This is a genomic window from Aquabacterium sp. T101 (assembly GCF_057219775.1).
Genome location: NZ_JBXVVZ010000002.1, coordinates 153,054 through 167,563, shown reverse-complemented (window position 1 = coordinate 167,563; position 14,510 = coordinate 153,054). Strand labels below are relative to the sequence as shown.

At 73.1% G+C, this 14,510-nt stretch carries 15 protein-coding genes; 2 read left to right on the top strand and 13 right to left on the bottom strand.

Annotated features, from left to right (window positions below; all coding sequences use genetic code 11):
- Window positions 1–25: 25 nt before the first annotated feature.
- The 11 genes from gspF to gspG form a co-directional block, all read right to left on the bottom strand.
- Window positions 26–1,240 (bottom strand): type II secretion system inner membrane protein GspF, encoded by a 1,215-nt coding sequence (gspF, locus tag AC2EAQ_RS07875; protein WP_484641719.1) that lies wholly within the window; start codon window positions 1,238–1,240, stop codon window positions 26–28.
- A gap of 32 nt (window positions 1,241–1,272) precedes the next feature.
- Window positions 1,273–2,694: a type II secretion system ATPase GspE gene (gspE, locus tag AC2EAQ_RS07870; protein WP_484641714.1), complete on the bottom strand. Its 1,422-nt coding sequence runs from the start codon at window positions 2,692–2,694 to the stop codon at window positions 1,273–1,275.
- An 11-nt stretch (window positions 2,695–2,705) separates the two neighbouring features.
- On the bottom strand, window positions 2,706–4,898 hold the full coding sequence (gspD, locus tag AC2EAQ_RS07865; protein ID WP_484641712.1) for a type II secretion system secretin GspD: 2,193 nt from the start codon (window positions 4,896–4,898) through the stop codon (window positions 2,706–2,708).
- A 4-nt stretch (window positions 4,899–4,902) separates the two neighbouring features.
- Entirely contained in the window at window positions 4,903–5,787 is an 885-nt protein-coding gene (gspN, locus tag AC2EAQ_RS07860) for a type II secretion system protein N (RefSeq protein ID WP_484641707.1), read from the bottom strand.
- On the bottom strand, window positions 5,787–6,293 hold the full coding sequence (locus tag AC2EAQ_RS07855; RefSeq protein WP_484641701.1) for a type II secretion system protein M: 507 nt from the start codon (window positions 6,291–6,293) through the stop codon (window positions 5,787–5,789). Before AC2EAQ_RS07855 ends, gspN begins: the two co-directional genes overlap by 1 nt.
- Entirely contained in the window at window positions 6,293–7,531 is a 1,239-nt protein-coding gene (gspL, locus tag AC2EAQ_RS07850; protein ID WP_484641697.1) for a type II secretion system protein GspL, read from the bottom strand. The genes AC2EAQ_RS07855 and gspL overlap by 1 nt, the downstream gene beginning before the upstream one ends.
- Window positions 7,532–7,647: 116 nt before the next feature.
- Window positions 7,648–8,619, bottom strand: coding sequence for a type II secretion system minor pseudopilin GspK (gene gspK / locus AC2EAQ_RS07845; protein ID WP_484641696.1), 972 nt, complete (start codon window positions 8,617–8,619; stop codon window positions 7,648–7,650).
- 4 nt (window positions 8,620–8,623) lie between these two features.
- The gene (locus AC2EAQ_RS07840) at window positions 8,624–9,286 is read right to left on the bottom strand and encodes a prepilin-type N-terminal cleavage/methylation domain-containing protein (RefSeq protein ID WP_484641693.1); all 663 of its coding nucleotides are present in this window, start codon (window positions 9,284–9,286) and stop codon (window positions 8,624–8,626) included.
- Window positions 9,287–9,288: 2 nt separating this feature from the next.
- Window positions 9,289–9,654: a type II secretion system minor pseudopilin GspI gene (gene gspI, locus AC2EAQ_RS07835; RefSeq protein ID WP_484641689.1), complete on the bottom strand. Its 366-nt coding sequence runs from the start codon at window positions 9,652–9,654 to the stop codon at window positions 9,289–9,291.
- Window positions 9,651–10,151, bottom strand: coding sequence for a prepilin-type N-terminal cleavage/methylation domain-containing protein (locus tag AC2EAQ_RS07830; RefSeq protein WP_484641687.1), 501 nt, complete (start codon window positions 10,149–10,151; stop codon window positions 9,651–9,653). Before AC2EAQ_RS07830 ends, gspI begins: the two co-directional genes overlap by 4 nt.
- Window positions 10,126–10,557 (bottom strand): type II secretion system major pseudopilin GspG, encoded by a 432-nt coding sequence (gene gspG / locus AC2EAQ_RS07825; RefSeq protein WP_484641683.1) that lies wholly within the window; start codon window positions 10,555–10,557, stop codon window positions 10,126–10,128. The genes AC2EAQ_RS07830 and gspG overlap by 26 nt, the downstream gene beginning before the upstream one ends.
- 53 nt (window positions 10,558–10,610) lie before the next feature.
- Here gspG and AC2EAQ_RS07820 point away from each other — a divergent pair, with 53 nt between their 5' ends.
- Complete coding sequence (locus AC2EAQ_RS07820; protein WP_484641678.1) at window positions 10,611–11,237, top strand: type II secretion system protein N; 627 nt, start codon at window positions 10,611–10,613, stop codon at window positions 11,235–11,237.
- Window positions 11,238–11,277: 40 nt separating this feature from the next.
- Here AC2EAQ_RS07820 and AC2EAQ_RS07815 read toward each other — a convergent pair whose 3' ends face one another.
- Both AC2EAQ_RS07815 and ilvA read right to left on the bottom strand, forming a co-directional pair.
- Window positions 11,278–12,348: a nicotinate-nucleotide--dimethylbenzimidazole phosphoribosyltransferase gene (locus AC2EAQ_RS07815; protein ID WP_484641672.1), complete on the bottom strand. Its 1,071-nt coding sequence runs from the start codon at window positions 12,346–12,348 to the stop codon at window positions 11,278–11,280.
- A 50-nt stretch (window positions 12,349–12,398) separates the two neighbouring features.
- Window positions 12,399–13,940, bottom strand: a complete 1,542-nt coding sequence (ilvA, locus tag AC2EAQ_RS07810) for a threonine ammonia-lyase, biosynthetic (RefSeq protein ID WP_484641667.1) — start codon at window positions 13,938–13,940, stop codon at window positions 12,399–12,401.
- Between the two features lie 95 nt (window positions 13,941–14,035).
- Between ilvA and AC2EAQ_RS07805 the strand changes: the two genes are divergently transcribed.
- Window positions 14,036–14,458 carry an OsmC family protein gene (locus AC2EAQ_RS07805; RefSeq protein WP_484641663.1) on the top strand — a complete coding sequence of 141 codons (423 nt, stop codon included), beginning with the start codon at window positions 14,036–14,038 and terminating at the stop codon, window positions 14,456–14,458.
- The last annotated feature ends 52 nt before the right edge of the window (window positions 14,459–14,510 follow it).

The window sequence follows — 14,510 nt, the reverse complement described above, 5'->3', positions numbered from 1 at the left end:
CCGCCGGCGCGTCGCGCCGACCGCTTCAGCGCACCCAGCTCTGCAGCTGGATGATCGGCAGCAGCACCGCCAGCACGATCATCATCACCACGCCGCCCATGCCCACGATGAGCAGGGGCTCCAGGATCGTCGCCAGCGCCATCGCGCGACGCTGGACCTCGCTGCCGAGCTGGTCGGCCGCTCGCTGCAGCATCTTGGGCAGCGTGCCGGTCTGCTCGCCCAGCCGCGCGAACATCGCCAGCAGGCCCGGAAAGCGCTTCTTGGACGACATCGCGTTGGCCAGCGGCGCGCCCTCGCGCACCTGCACCAGCGCGGCCATCGCGTCGGCGCGCATCGCGCGGTTGGACAGGGTCTCGGCGGCCGCCTGCAGCGCCTTGAGGATTGGCACGCCGGCGCTGGCCAGCATCGCCAGCGTGCCGGCGAAGCGCGCCGCGTTGTAGCCGCGCGCCAGGCGCCCGACCAGCGGCAGGGTCAGCCAGAAGGCGTCGAAGCGCTCGCGGAACTCCTCGTTGCGCAGCGACAGCGCCAGCAGGCCGCCGGCCCCGGCCAGCGCCAGCAGCACCAGCCAGCCCCAGCTGCGCACGAAGCTGCTGACGCCCAGCATCAGCACCGTCAGCAGCGGCAGCGCGCGCTTGCTGCCCTCGAACACGCTGGCCACCTGCGGCACCACGTAGGTGACGAGGAAGACCACGATCACCACCGCGATCAGCGACACGATGGCGGGGTAGAGCGTGGCGCCGATCAGCTTGGACTTGAGCGCCTGCTGCGCTTCGAGGTCGTCGGCCAGGCGCTCGAGCACCGGGCCGAGCGCGCCGCTCTGCTCGCCCGCGGCGACCACGGCGCGGTAGACGTCGTCGAACTCGCGCGACACCGTGCCCATCGCGCGCGCGAAGGTGTTGCCGGCGTTGACCTCGCTGCGCAGGTGGGCGATCAGCTCGCGCTGCCGCGCGTCCTCGCAGTCTTCCATCAGCGCGGTCAGCGCGCGCTCCAGCGGCAGGCCCGAGCCGACGAGGCCGGCCATCTGCCGCGTCCACACCGCCAGCGTGGTGCTGGTGAACACCCGGCGCGAGAAGCGCGAGGCCTGCGCGTCGTTGGCGGCCTGCGACACCGGTGCCACCTCCAGCGGCACCAGCGACTGCGCGCGCAGCTGGGCGCGCGCCGACTTGACGTTGTCGGCCTCCATCAGGCCGCTCTTGGAGCGGCCGTCGGCGTCGAGTGCCTCGAACTTGTAGGCGGGCATGGGTCAGCCCCGTGCGGCGGGCAGGCGGGGCGTCATTCGCGCGTCACCCGCATCACTTCCTCGGGCGAGGTGACGCCCTCGGCCACCAGACGCTCGCCGTCCTCGCGCATCGGCTTCAGGCCGGCGGCCTCGGCCGCGACGAAGAGCTGGCTCTCGGCGGCGCGGCTGTGGATCAGCGCGCGCACCTTGTCGTCGGCGGTCATCAGCTCGTAGACGCCGGTGCGGCCCTTGTAGCCGGTGCGGCCGCACTCGTCGCAGCCCACCGGATGCCAGCGGCCGCGCTCGTCCTGGCGCTTGCAGTGCGGGCACAGCTTGCGCACCAGGCGCTGCGCCAGCACGCCCAGCAGCGACGACGACAGCAGGTAGGGCTCCACGCCCATGTCGATCAGGCGCGTCACCGACGAGGGCGCGTCGTTGGTGTGCACGGTGGCCAGCACCAGGTGGCCGGTGAGCGAGGCCTGGATCGCGATCTGCGCGGTGTCGAAGTCGCGGATCTCGCCGATCATGATCACGTCCGGGTCCTGGCGCAGGATCGAGCGCAGCGCCTTGGCGAAGGTGAGGTCGATGCGGGTGTTGATCTGCGTCTGGCCGATGCCCGGCAGCTCGTATTCGATCGGGTCCTCGACCGTCAGCACATTGGTGGTGGCGGTGTCCAGGGTCTGTAGCGCGGCGTACAGCGAGGTGGTCTTGCCGCTGCCGGTGGGGCCGGTGACCAGCACGATGCCGTGCGGCTGCTGCACCAGCTGCTTGAACCTGGTGAGCACCTCGCCGCTCATGCCGAGCGACTCGAGCGAGAACTTGGCCTCGCCCTTGTCCAGCAGGCGCAGCACGGCGCGCTCGCCATGGGCGTTGGGCAGGGTGGACACGCGCACGTCGATGGCGCGCCCGCCGATGCGCAGGCTGATGCGGCCGTCCTGCGGCAGCCGCTTCTCGGCGATGTCCAGCTCGGCCATGATCTTCAGGCGCGAGATCAGCGCGGCGTGCAGTGCGCGGTTGGGCTGCACCACCTCGCGCAGCGTGCCGTCGACGCGGAACCGCACCGACGAGTTGCGCTCGTAGGGCTCGATGTGGATGTCGCTCGCGCCGTCCTTGGCCGCCTGCGTCAGCAGGGCATTGAGCATGCGGATGATCGGCGCGTCGTTGGCGGCCTCGAGCAGGTCCTCCACGGCGGGCAGGTCCTGCATCATGCGCGACAGGTCGACCGCACTCTCCACCTCGCCGACCACCGCCGCCGCGCTGCCCTCGCCGCCGGCATAGGCCGCGGCGATGCGCTGCGCCAGCGTGCCCAGCGGCTCACGCTCGAAGCGCTTGACGTCGTAGACGCGCAGCACCTCGGACAGCGCGGTGGCCGAGGCATGCTCCCCGGCCCACAGCGTGAGCTGCTGGCCGTCGTCCTCCAGCAGCAGGGTGTGCGCCTTGGCGAAGGCGTACGGCAGCGGGTGGCGGGCGCCCATCGGCTGCGACCTCAGGGGGCCTTGGGCGCGCCGCCCAGCGGCACCGTCCCGGCGGGCTGGCTGGCCGCGCGCTGCGGCGGCAGCACCGGCGATTCGTTGATCGGCAGCAGCAGGTGCGAGCCCGGCTGCGCGTCCTTCTGCTGGGCGCGGATGATGTCGTAGCGGTCCAGCGACAGCTTGTTCGCGTCCTCCGGGGTGCGCATCACGATCGGGCGCAGGAACACCAGCAGGTTGGTGCGCTCCTTCTTGCGCGTCTCGCTGCGGAACAGGTTGCCCACCCATGGCAGGTCGCCCAGCAGCGGCACCTTGCTCTTGGTGTCCTCGAACTTGTCCTCGATCAGGCCGCCGAGCACCAGGATCGAGCCGTCGTCGACGATCACGTTTGACTCGATCGAGCGCTTGCGCGTCGTCGGGCCGGTGCCAGAGGTTCCGGTGGCCTGGGTGGCGACGCTGGAGCTTTCCTGGAAGATCTGCATCCGCACCGTGCCGCCCTCGCCGATCTGCGGCTTGATGCGCAGGGTGATGCCGACGTCCTTGCGCTCGATGGTCTGGAACGGGTTGGTCGTGCCGGTGCCGGTGCTGGTGAACTGGCCGGTGATGAAGGGCACGTTGTCGCCGACGACGATCTTGGCTTCCTCGTTGTCCACCGTGATCAGGTTCGGCGTGGACATGATGTTGGTGTTGGTCTGCGTCTGCAGCATGCGCGCGATGGCGGCCACGCCATAGCTGCCGGCGATGTTGCGCAGGATGCCGATGTTCAGGCCGGCGCCGACGATGCTCGGGTCGGCGGTGCGGCCGCCGGTGACGGTGGCCGCGGTCAGGTCGAGGATGTTGCCGCCGCTGGTGTTGCTGAAGTTGGTGCCGACGGCGCCGATGTAGTTGTCGCCGCGGTTGCCCGACAGGCCCTGCCACTGGATGCCGAACTCGGCCGCGTTGTCGCCCTTGACCTCGACGATCAGGCTTTCGATGTAGACCTGCGCGCGCCGCGTGTCGAGCTGGTCGATCATCGAGCGCACCTGCCGGTAAAGCGGCTCGGCGGCGGTGATGATCAGCGAGTTGGTCGACGGGTCGGCCTGGATGAAGCCGCCGGTGGACGGGCCCTGCGAGGCCTGGATCGGCGATGCGGCCGCGGAGGTGGCACCGGCCTGGCCCTGCGCCCCCGGCGCGGTGGGCACGGTGCTGATCGTCGGCTGGGCCAGGCTGGCGCCGCTGCTGCCCGAGCCGCCGCCGCTGCCGCCGCCGAAGGCGGCGCGCAGCACCTGGGCCAACCGGGTCGCGTCGGCGTTCTTCAGGTGCACCACCCAGACGCTGCCGGCCGGGCCGCCGCCCTGGGCCGGCCGGTCGAGCTTGTCGATGATCGAGCGCACCTGCTGCTGGCGCGCCGGGTTGCCGGCGCGCACGATGAGCGAGTTGCTGCGCGAATCGGCGATCACCGACACCGCGCCGCTGCCCTGCGCCGGCACGCCCGGCACGGTGGCCGCGCTGCCTTCGGCCAGGCGCTGCACCATCGGCGCCAGGTCCGCGGCCACGCCGTGCTGCAGCGGCACGACCTCGATGTCGCTCGCCGAGGGCTGGTCCAGCGCCGCGATGATCTTGCCGATGCGCGCGAGGTTGTCGGCGTAGTCGGTGATGACCAGCGAGTTGTTGCCGGGGTTCGCGTTGATCGTGTTGTTGGGGCTGATCAGCGGGCGCAGGATCGCCACGAGGTTGTTCGGGTTCTCGTGGTTGAGCCGGAAGATCTGCGTCAGGATCTGGTCGCCGCGCCGGCTCGTGTCGCCGATGGACACGGTGCCGGCCTGCAGCTTGGCGTCGGCCTCGGGCACCACCTTGAGCAGGCCCGAGTTCTCGACCACGGTGAAGCCCAGCCCGCGCAGCGCGGCCAGGTAGTTGACGTAGGCCTCGCGTACGGTCAGCGGCGTCTCGCTGTAGACGGTGATCGTGCCCTTGACGCGCGGGTCCACCACGATCTGCCGGTCCATCATGGCGCCCATCGCGCGCGTCACGGCTTCCACGTCGGCGTTGACGAAGTTCAGCGTGACGCGTGCGCCGCCCCGCAGCGAGGCCGTCGGGGCCGTGGTGCGCGCCTTGGCCGCGGGCTGTGATGCCGGCTGCGCGGCGGGTTGCGCCGGCGCCGTGCCGGCGGTCGCGAGCCCGAGGGCCGCGGCGATCACCGGCGTCAGGAGGGAAGGCGAGGGTCGCTTCATGGGTTCATCCGATCGAGATGACGGAGCGCGCGCCCTGGCGCCGCCCGATGATGTTCAGCAGGTTGTTCAGTGCCGGCTCGCTGCCCTCGGCGGCCGAGGCCTCGCCGCGGAAGCGCAGCCCGCCGCCGGACCACTGTCCGGTGCCGGACAGCTGCAGCGCGCCGCCCACCGTGACCAGTTCGAGCCGGGCCCCGGCGCTGGCGTCTGCGTCGCCGCGCAGCGTCAGCCGGTAGCTGCCCAGCGTGTCCAGCGTGGACACGCTCGACGACGCATGGGCGATGTCCAGCGCCGCGTCGCCGGTGAAGCGCAGCCGGCCCTGCACCGACTCGATCTCCAGGCCAGGCGAGGTCAGGCGCAGCGTGCCGCCCAGCTGCAGCGTGTTCCACGGCGTGCCCAGGCCCGACAGCACGGCCGCGGGCCACTGGCCGAGGGTGGTGCCCTGGTCCGGCCGCACCCGCACGTTGAGCCGGCCCCAGCCCGGCGTGACCGCCGCGCGCACCTCGCCGCGCAGGCAGCAGGCCTGGCGCAGGCGCAGTTCCGGCGCCAGGCCGGCCAGGCCGAGCTTCCATTCGAGTCGGTCGGGCAGGGCGGTGGCGTCGCGACTGCCCGGGCCCCCGGTGAACACGAGCTGCGCGCTGCCGTTCCAGAGCGTGCCGCGGGCGTCGGCCAGCAGCACGCGCTCGCCGGTGCCCGACGCCACGGCGCTGGCGACCCAGCCTGCGGGGATGAAGGCCACCAGGGCGAGCAGGGCGCCCGCCGCCGCGCCGAAGGCGCCCCAGCGATGGGCCGAGGTGCGGGTGCGCTGCCAGGCCAGCTCGGCCAGCGTGGTCTCGGCGAAGCCGGTGCGGGCGAAGCGCGCCGGGGCCCGGTGGCGGCGGAACAGCGCCATCAGGAGCCCCCGCCGGGCAGGGCCAGCACCACGGTGCCGCTGTAGCCCTGGGTGCCGCGCGTCAGCGACGCCTCGAGCGGACGTGCGCGCGCCGAAGCGCGCACCTCGTCGAACCACTCGCGCAGCTGCGGGCCGGCGATGTTGGTGAAGGTGACCGTGGCCCGGTCGCCCCCGAGCTGGAGCCGGGCCGCGCCGCCGAGGGCGTCGCAGGCGGCCTTGACGGCGGCCTGCGCCTGCACCGCGCCCACGGCCGGCGCGCCGCGCAGCTGGCGCGCCTCGCCGGCCAGGCGCTGCATCTGCGCGAGCTGGGCGTCGAGCTGGTCGAGCCGCACCGGCGCAGCGCGCACTGTGCGCCAGGCCGGTTGCACCGCCACGAACCACACCAGGGCCACGGCCAGCAGCCGCGCCGCCCACACCAGCAGCAGGCGCTCGCGCGCGCCCAGCGCCTGCCAGCGGGCCTGCAGGGGGGCGAGGGCGGCGGTCCAGCGGGCGGTGGCGGTGTTCATCAGGAGCGGGCCGGCGCGGCAGCGCGCGCGATGGTGAGCGTGGTGCCGTCCTGCGACACGCTCCAGTCGCCGCCGATCTGGCTGCGGAATTGGGCGATCTGCGCGTCGTTCCAGCCGGTGGCGGCAAACGACAGGCGGCCGTTGTCGAAGCGCAGGTTGGACAGCGGGGCCTGGCCATCCGGCCAGGCGGCGGCGGCCAGCCCGAGCAGGGTCTCGAGGTCGGCGTCGCTGGTGCGGCCGGCGGCGGCGCGCAGCAGGTCGGTCTCGCGAAGCATCTGCGCCGGCGCGTCGAGCACGGCGCGCACCTGGGGGTGGGTGCTGCGCAGCAGCGCGGTCATTGCATCTCGCCGGGCGGTGACCTGGCGGTCGAGGTGCCAGGCCCACAGGTTCAGGCCGGCCACTTGCACCGCAACCAGCGCCGCCAGGCCCCAGCGCACCGGGCGCCAGCTGGCGCTCTTCCAGCGCCGCATCGCGTCGCGCAGCGCCACGGTGCCGCGGTGCTTGGGCGCGATGTCGAACTGCAGCAGGTTCCACAGCGAGCGCATGGCCTGCAGCGTGCGCTGCTCGTCGCCCAGCACCATCACGCTGCCGCCGAGCCAGCGCTCGGCCGGCGCGGCCACGGCCGGATGGGCGGTCCAGCGCGCGGGTTGCGCCGCCCACTGCGGCAGCATCTGGCGCGCCAGCGCGCCGTTGACGCCCAGGCAGACCACGCCATTGGCGTCGGACCAGGTCAGCTCCATCGGCGCGGCGGCGTCGTCGCCGAAGGGTGCGCCGAAGTGGCCCAGCGGCGTGTCCTCGGGCCAGGCCACCGGCACCGCGCGCTCGACGCCGATGCCGGCCTTGTCCAGCGCGGCCAGCTCGCCCTTGAGCCAGGCCTTGTCCACCACTGCCACCCAGCCGGGCTGGCCGCCCGAGAAGCCGGGGGCCAGTGCGAAGTGCAGCTGCTCGGGGTCTTCCAGCAACTGCTCCTCGAGCGCGCCGGCCACTGCGGCCCGCAGACGCGACGGCGGCGCCTTGGGAATGGTCAGCCGGTGCCAGCTCACGTCGTGGTCGGACAGCACCACCACCGCAGCGTCGGCCTTGGGCATCAGCGCAGGCGCGGCGCGGCCCTGGCGGCTGATGTTGATGCCGTCCGGGGTCAGCACGTAGGCCAGCTCGGCGTTGCCTTCGCGCGCTGCCGGCGGCGTGCCCGCGCCGAGGCGGGGTCGCGCGGGCAGCTGGATGACGAGGGTGGCCATGCGGGGGTCGGCGTCGGAAGGCTAGCGGCAGGACGGCCGTGCGAGGGCGCCCGTCCCGCCAGGGATGGAGTCCGGGCAAGTGTAGTGGGCGCTCGTTGACGAAATGAGGGCGCCTGTCACGACCCGTCCCGGAGGTTGATCTGCTCGCGCTGCAGCACCACCACCTCGAGCTGGCGCCGCTGCACGAGGCTGCGTTCTTCCAGCACCCGGTCGCCCTGGCGCAGCCGGCCCTGGACGACGAAGTGGCGGGTGGTCAGGCCGATGCCGCCCAAGTCGGGCGCCGGCTCGGCCGGGAAGTACGGCCGCACGGTTTCCAGGTTGGTGCCGTTCTCGGCGAAGCGCACGCGCTCGCGCACGAGGCGCTGCGCGGCGCCCACCGACATGCCCTCGACCACGGCGGCGATCACCTCGGCCGGAGCCGTCAGGACGTTGACGGTGGTGTCGGCCGCCGGCAGCAGCACGACGTAGGGCTCCAGGCGCTCGATGGTGGCGGGCTCGACGTCGAGCCAGACCAGCTGCGACAGCCGCACCGGCGCCACCGGGACGCCGTCGCGCGCCTCGCGGTCCAGCCCGCCCACCGGGCCCCAGGCCCGGGCCAGGGCCGCCGCCACCGTCTCGGCGGTGCCCGAGGGCACGCCGGCGGTGTCGCACAGGCGCTGGAAGACGCGCAGTTCCGCCGGCACCACCTTGCCGGTGGCGTCGATGAGCCGGCGCAGGTTCCAGCGCGCCTGGGCGTCGGTGATCGAGCCCGAGATGAACGCGTCGTCCACGCCGGTCTCGGCGGCGCTGTTGTTGTCGCGGTCCAGCGCGAGGAAGGACGTGATCTTGGCCTCCTTCAGCTCGCGCGCCCAGGGCTCGTTGAGCGAGTCGACGCCGCCGGTGCGCGCGTCCTCGCGCAGGATCAGGCGCGCCCAGTCGAGCGCGCCGCCGAGGATCCACGCGGACTGGGTGCGCGCGCGCTGCGCCGCCTCGACCTGGATCGCCCGCCACTGCTGCCACACCATGCCCGCCGCCAGCGTGGACACCAGGGTCAGGATCAGCAGCGCCACCAGCAGGGCGGCACCACGTTGCGCGCGGGGGCGGGCCATCGCGTCAGGCCCCCTGCGGCAGCAGCACCACGTCGCGCGTGAGCGTGACGCCGGGCTGGCCTTGCGCCGCGCCCTTGAGCGACAGCACCAGGCGCACGCCGTTGGGCAACTGCAGGCGCACCGGCGCCGAGGCCGCGCCCGACGGCGGCGCCACGTCGGCACTGGACTGGGCGTTGCTCCAGGCGTTGCCGCGGTAGAAGTAGATCTGCCAGGACTCGATGCCGTCCCACATCGCCAGCTGCTCGGGCTCGTTGCCCAGCAGCTGCTGGCTGCGCAGCCACGCCTCCTGAAGGGCGCCGCCGCGCGTGACCACGGGCGAGACCCAGCGCGTCCAGCGGCCGGCGCGCAAGGCCCAGGCGACCACCTGCACGCCGCCGGCCTGGCGCCGCACCAGGCGCAGCGTGGCGCCGTCGAAGCTGATCGCGGGCACGACGCCGGTGTCGTGGATGCGCGCCAGGTCCTGCTCCCACTGCGCGACCACGGTGCCCGCCTGCAGCGTGCGGTCGACGCTGCGCGTGCTGACCTCGCGCGCATCGGCCACGCTGGCCAGCCCCTGCCAGGCCATGCCCGCCAGCAGCGCCATCAGGGCCAGGGCCACCAGCACCTCGACCAGGGTGAAGCCCGCGCTGCGGCGCGGCGGGCGGGCGGGGCGCGGGGGCCGGTGCATCGTCAGTAGCGCCCCACCACGGTCATCAGCGACACCACGGGGCGGCCGGCGTCGTCGAGCACGCGGGCGTCGACGACGCGGAAGTTCGGGTTCGGCGACGGCCTCACGGTGACCCGCCCGGTGTAGCTGCGGCCGAGCTGCTGGCAGGCGAACTCGCTGTCGCCCACGCCGGGGAACTGGCGCGACAGGCGCAGGTTGGCAAGGTAGTTGTCGGCGCACCACTGGGCGTTGCTCACGTCGCCCAGGCGCGACGCGTTGTCCACCAGCGAAGCCGCGGCCTGGAAGCCGGCGCCCAGCGACACGGCCACGATCGCCAGCGCGACCAGCACCTCCACCAGCGTGAAGCCGCGTCCGCGCGAGCGCTTCATGGGGCGGCGCCTTCGGCGCCGGCAGGCGCGAAGGGCGAAAGGCCGTCGCTGGCCAGCACCACGCGGCGGTCGTCCAGCCGCAGCACGATGCGCTGCGGCGGCAGCACCGGCTCGGGGCCGAGCAGCACCGCACGCGCGCCGACGACCTCGGCACTGATGCCGGGCGTGAGCCAGCGGGTATGGCGCTGCATCGACGCCGGCAGGCCGGCGAAGCGGAAGTCGGCATTGCCCTCGGGGGTGGGCGCCAGCGGCTCCCAGCGCACCTCGATGCCCGAGGCGCGCGATTCGGCGCGTGCGGTCTCCAGCAGCGCGGCCAGGCGTTCGGCGTCCTCGTCGAGCCGGCCCTGGGCGCGGTCGGGCAGCGACACGGCGACCAGGCCACTGGCCAGCGCCACGATGAACAGCACCACCAGCAGCTCGATCAGCGTGAAGCCACGCGCGCCCGCCGCGGCGCCTGGGCGTCCCTGCGGACTACTGCCAGGAGCCGATGTCGGCATCGTTGCCCTCGCCGCCGGGCTGCCCGTCGGCACCGTAGCTGAAGACATCGACCTCGCCCTTCACGCCCGGGTTCACGTACTGGTACGGGCGCCCCCACGGGTCGTTGGGCAGCTTGGGCTGGTAGGGCCGCCAGTTGGGCGGGATCGCGCCGGTAGTGGGCTTGGTGACCAGGGCCTGCAGCCCCTGCTCGGCGCTCGGGTAGCGCTGGTTGTCCAGCCGGTAGCGCTGCAGCGACTGCATCAGCGTGTTGACGTCGGTGCGCGCCGCCGTGCGCCGGGCGTCGTCGACGCTGGAGAACAGGTTGGGCACGATCAGCGCGCCGAGCACGCCGATGATCACCAGCACCACCAGCAGTTCGATCAGCGTGAAGCCGCGGGCGCGGCGAAGGCGTGTGATGGATCGCATCGATGACCGCGGCGGGGCCGCGCGTGAGGGGATCGTTCAATGATAATGAGTCCATGAGTGCACGCCTCACGGCTTTCGTGGTGTGGGCCGCAGTGGCGGCCAGCGCGGTGTTCTGGCTGTTGCGTCTGGTTGCGACTTCGCCGACGGCTCCTGCGCATACCGTCACGGTGGCGACCACCGCCACCGCGCGCGGCGACCTGGCGCGCGTGCTCGGCGCGCCGCCGCAGGCGCCGGCCGGCACGCCGGTGGTCAGCGAGCCGGCCCTGGCGGCGCGCTTCAAGCTGCTCGGCGTGGCCGCGCCGCGCCAGGACGGTGACCAGGTCGGCGTGGCGCTGATCGCCGTCGACGGCAAGCCGGCACGCGGGTTCCGGGTCGGCGCGCCGGTCGACGGCACCATCGTGCTGCAGTCGGTCAGCGCGCGCGGGGCCTCGCTCGGGCCGTCGGGCGCCGCAGCGCAGCTCACGCTCGAACTGCCGCCGCTGCCGGGGCCGGCCACGTCGAGCCGCCCGCCGGGCAGCGCGCCGACGGTGGCGCCGGGTCTGGCATTGCCGGGCATGGGGCCGGTGGGTTCGGGCGCGCCGCCGATGGTGCCCGCGCCGGCCCAGCTGCCCAGCGCGGGCGCTGAAGGCCAGGAGCCGCCCCGGCCCGTGCCGCCGCCCCCCGGCGCTGCGCCGCGCTAGGTTTCTGCGCTGCGCGCTTCGCGCAGCGCCCGGCGTCGCATCAGGCGTCGATGCGGGCGGCCGGCGCCAGTTCGCCCGGCCGCGACGGGCCCGGGTCCTCGCCCTCGGCCACTTCGGTGAGCAGCGATGCCGCCGCGCGCAGCAGCGGCCAGGCCAGCGTGGCGCCGGTGCCGTCGGTGCTTTCCATGCCGAGTTCGAGCAGTGCCGAGGCATGGAACTGGTTCAGGGCGTAGTCCAGGCCGTGATGGCCGTGGCTGCGGCAGAATACGCAGTAGTCGGTCACCGGCGCGGCAATGCGCGCGGCCACCATCAGCGCGGCGCAGGCGGGCAGGCCGTCCACCATCACGAGGTGGCGGCGACCCGCGGCCACGAGCATGGCGCCGGCCATCATCGCGATGTCGAAGCCGCCGAACGCGGCCAGCACCTCGACCGGGTCGGTCACGTCGCGGTGACGGCCCTGGGCGCCCTGGGTCACGACCAGCAGGTGGGTCAGCAGGTTGCCGTCCATCTGCGGGCTGGACTGCAGGAACTCGCGCAGCGGCGCACCGGTCAGGCGCGACAGGATGAGCGCCGCGCATTCCTGGCCGCCGACGCCCAGGCCGGCGCAGGCCAGCACATTGCCGGGCAGCGACTGGCCGATTTCCATGCCGGCACGGATGGCGGCGTGCGCCTGCTCGACCGACATGGCCGCGCCCACCCGCGCATTGCGGGTGCCGTGGGCGATCTTTCGCATCAGCAGCCGCTCGTGCGGCGGCAGCCGCTCGGCCACGCCGGCGTCCACCACCGACAGGTTCATGCCGTGGCTGGAGGCGAACGCCGACATCGGCAGCTGGCCCTTGAGCGCCTGCCAGACCCGCTCGGACGTGCCGTGGCCCGGCGGCGTGGGCAGGCCTTCCACGGCCAGGCCGTTGTCGCTGGCGAACAGCACCAGCTGCGAGTCGCGAAAGCGCGGCTTGAGGGTGTTCTGGATCAGGCCGATGCGCACCGCCAGCGGCTCGAGCTCGCCCAGGCTGCCGATCGTCTCGCCGCGGCGCTGCAGCTTGTCGCGCAGCGCACGCTCGAGCAGCGGATTGGCGGTGGGCGCGATCAGCGAGGGGGCGGTCTGCTGCATGGCGGCGGTGTGTCGGCGGGAGGGCAGTGTAGGCGGGTTCGCAGCGCGCGTTAGCGCAGGAACAGCCCGTAGACGGGGTTCGCGCTTTCGTCCACGTAGGGGTAACCCAGGCCGTCGAGGAAGGCACGCAGCGCGCGCGCGTCCTTGCGCGGCACCTGCAGGCCGACCAGGATGCGGCCGTAGTCCGCGCCCTGGTTGCGGTAGTGGAACAGGCTGATGTTCCAGTCCGGGTGCATGGCGTCCAGGAAGCGCATCAGCGCGCCCGGCCGCTCCGGGAAGTTGAAGCGGTACAGCCGCTCGTCCTGCGACAGGGCGCTGCGGCCGCCGACCATGTGGCGCACGTGCTCCTTGGCCAGTTCGTCGTCCGTGAGGTTGACCGTGGCGAAGCCGTGGCGCACGAGGTTGCGCTCGATGCGGTCGGCCTCGTCGCGCTGCGAGATCGCGATGCCCACGAACACATGAGCCTCGTGCGCGTCGGAGATGCGGTAGTTGAACTCGGTCACGCTGCGCGATCCGATCAGCTCGCACAGGCGCCGGAACGAGCCCCGGGCCTCGGGGATCGTCACCGCGAACAGCGCCTCGCGCTGCTCGCCGAACTCGGCCCGCTCCGCCACGAAGCGCAGGCGGTCGAAGTTCATGTTGGCGCCGCAGGTCACGGTGACGAAGGTCTGCCCCTTGGCCTTGTGGCGCGCGGCGTACTGCTTGATGGCCGCCACGCCCATCGCGCCGGCCGGCTCGAGGATGCTGCGCGTGTCCTGGAATACGTCCTTGATGGCGGCGCACACCTCGTCGGTGTCGACCACGACGAAGTCGTCGACCAGGTCGCGCACGAGGCGGAAGGTCTCCTCGCCCACCAGCTTGACTGCCGTGCCGTCGGAGAACAGGCCCACGTCGGGCAGCGTGACGCGCTTGCCGGCGCGCACCGAGCGCAGCATCGCGTCGGAGTCGTTCATCTGCACGCCGATCACCTTCACCTCGGGCCGCAGCGCCTTGATGTAGCTGGCCACGCCCGCGATCAGGCCGCCGCCGCCGATGGCGACGAACACCGCGTCCAGCGGCCCCTGGTGCTGGCGCAGGATCTCCATCGCCACCGTGCCCTGGCCGGCGATGACGTCCGGGTCGTCGAAGGGGTGCACGAAGGTCAGCCCGCGCTCGGCTTCCAGCGTCTTGGCGTGGCCGTAGGCGTCGGAGTAGCTGTCGCCGTGCAGCACCACGTCGCCGCCGAGCGCCTTGACGGCGTCGATCTTCAGCCGCGGTGTGGTCACCGGCATCACGATCGTGGCGCTGCAGCCCAGGCGGCGTGCGGCCAGCGCCACGCCCTGCGCATGGTTGCCGGCCGACGCGCAGATCACCCCGCGGTCACGGTCGGCCTGCGCCAGCCGCGCCATCTTGTTGTAGGCACCGCGCAGCTTGAAGCTGAACACCGGCTGCTGGTCCTCGCGCTTGAGCAGCACCTGGTTGCCGATGCGGCGCGACAGCGTGCGCGCGGGTTCCAGCGCCGATTCCACCGCCACGTCGTAGACGCGCGCGGTGAGGATGCGCTGCAGATAGTCGTTCGGCGCTCGCCTGCGGCGGCCGGCCTTGTCGGTCATGGGTCCTGGGCTCCGTCCCGTGCTTGTCCCGTCGCGCCGGATGATAGGCGGGCCGCCGGCACAATCACGGCCGGCTCAGGCAAGGAGGCAGCGCGATGGAGTGCACGGTGGATTGGATGGGCGCCAGCGGCATGGCGTTCGTGGCGGAGACGGGCAGCGGTCACCTGATCGCGATGGACGGCGCGCCCGACGGCGGCGGCCGCAACCTGGCACCGCGCCCGATGGAGACGGTGCTGGCCGGCACCGGCGCCTGCACGGCCTACGACGTGGTGCTGATCCTCAAGCGTGGGCGCCACACGGTCACCGGTTGCCGGGTCAAGCTCACGGCCGACCGCGCCGCCACCGACCCCAAGGTCTTCACCCGCATCGGCATGCACTTCGTCGTCACCGGGCGGCAGCTCAACGCGGACGCGGTGGCCCGCGCGGTGGCGCTGTCGCACGAGAAGTACTGCTCCGCGACAGCCATGCTCGGCAAGACGGCCGACATCCAGATCAGCCACGAGATCGTCGAGGGCTGAGCGGGCGCCGGCCTGCCGGCACCGGTCTGGCGGCTGTGCCGGCCGGCGCCAT

Coding starts and splice junctions, on each gene's coding strand:
- gspF (WP_484641719.1), bottom strand. CDS start 1,240: ATGCCCGCCTACAAGTTCGAGGCACTCGACGCCGACGGCCGCTCCAAG.
- gspE (WP_484641714.1), bottom strand. CDS start 2,694: ATGGGCGCCCGCCACCCGCTGCCGTACGCCTTCGCCAAGGCGCACACC.
- gspD (WP_484641712.1), bottom strand. CDS start 4,898: ATGAAGCGACCCTCGCCTTCCCTCCTGACGCCGGTGATCGCCGCGGCC.
- gspN (WP_484641707.1), bottom strand. CDS start 5,787: ATGGCGCTGTTCCGCCGCCACCGGGCCCCGGCGCGCTTCGCCCGCACC.
- AC2EAQ_RS07855 (WP_484641701.1), bottom strand. CDS start 6,293: ATGAACACCGCCACCGCCCGCTGGACCGCCGCCCTCGCCCCCCTGCAG.
- gspL (WP_484641697.1), bottom strand. CDS start 7,531: ATGGCCACCCTCGTCATCCAGCTGCCCGCGCGACCCCGCCTCGGCGCG.
- gspK (WP_484641696.1), bottom strand. CDS start 8,619: ATGGCCCGCCCCCGCGCGCAACGTGGTGCCGCCCTGCTGGTGGCGCTG.
- AC2EAQ_RS07840 (WP_484641693.1), bottom strand. CDS start 9,286: ATGCACCGGCCCCCGCGCCCCGCCCGCCCGCCGCGCCGCAGCGCGGGC.
- gspI (WP_484641689.1), bottom strand. CDS start 9,654: ATGAAGCGCTCGCGCGGACGCGGCTTCACGCTGGTGGAGGTGCTGGTC.
- AC2EAQ_RS07830 (WP_484641687.1), bottom strand. CDS start 10,151: ATGCCGACATCGGCTCCTGGCAGTAGTCCGCAGGGACGCCCAGGCGCC.
- gspG (WP_484641683.1), bottom strand. CDS start 10,557: ATGCGATCCATCACACGCCTTCGCCGCGCCCGCGGCTTCACGCTGATC.
- AC2EAQ_RS07820 (WP_484641678.1), top strand. CDS start 10,611: ATGAGTGCACGCCTCACGGCTTTCGTGGTGTGGGCCGCAGTGGCGGCC.
- AC2EAQ_RS07815 (WP_484641672.1), bottom strand. CDS start 12,348: ATGCAGCAGACCGCCCCCTCGCTGATCGCGCCCACCGCCAATCCGCTG.
- ilvA (WP_484641667.1), bottom strand. CDS start 13,940: ATGACCGACAAGGCCGGCCGCCGCAGGCGAGCGCCGAACGACTATCTG.
- AC2EAQ_RS07805 (WP_484641663.1), top strand. CDS start 14,036: ATGGAGTGCACGGTGGATTGGATGGGCGCCAGCGGCATGGCGTTCGTG.